Consider the following 679-nt stretch of genomic DNA (forward strand, 5'->3'; position numbering starts at 1 on the left):
GTTTCTTCCATACTTGGACGAAAGACGATGTATTATTTTGATGAAGCCTATAGTAGGTTAGTTGCCCCGTATATATAGCAAGCAGGCCCTCAGAGTTGTTAGCTACCGAGGCTATAAAGCCGTCAAGAGCTATTTTAAGTGATCTTAGGCTCTCCTTGTAATTCTCTAGCAAGGCTTTTCTGATAGCCATGGAGCTGTTGTTAAAATCATGAAGCCCAATCACCTTGATAAGAGAGGGCTCTTCAAAAAGGCATAAGCCAAGTCTTTGGTCGACTTTTAGAAGAGCTTTAGACTTTACTAAATAAAGCTTTTCTGCAGCAGAGGGCTCCTGTTGATTATATAGGATGTTCCCTCGTTCATCAATAAACTTTTGCGAGTTGTAGAAATAAACAACGTCAGGAATAGATTTAAAAGTAGTGTACACTTTCTCGAGCCTGTCCTCCCTGTACATGTCGTCGTCCTCTAGGAACGTCACCACTTCGCCCCTGACCTCCTCTAAACCAATTGCTATCTTCCCTCCGAGGGGCACGACGTCAGTGACTATGTTCTTCCAGCCGTTCCTCCTAATTATCTCGTCGCTTGTGGGGTCCTCAAAGTTCTTCACAACAATAACCTCAAATCTGTCCTTAGAAAGGCTCTGAGACTCAAGGCTGCGTAGAGCGTAAGGAAGGTACTGTTT

General features: G+C 43.7%; 1 protein-coding gene. It reads right to left on the reverse strand.

The annotated features are described in order from the left end of the window. A partial coding sequence (locus tag ACP5H1_RS08530; protein WP_427974101.1) for a glycosyltransferase family A protein occupies positions 1 to 679 on the reverse strand: 679 nt, incomplete at both ends.

The organism is Acidilobus sp. (assembly GCF_049973875.1).
Classification (GTDB): domain Archaea; phylum Thermoproteota; class Thermoprotei_A; order Sulfolobales; family Acidilobaceae; genus Acidilobus.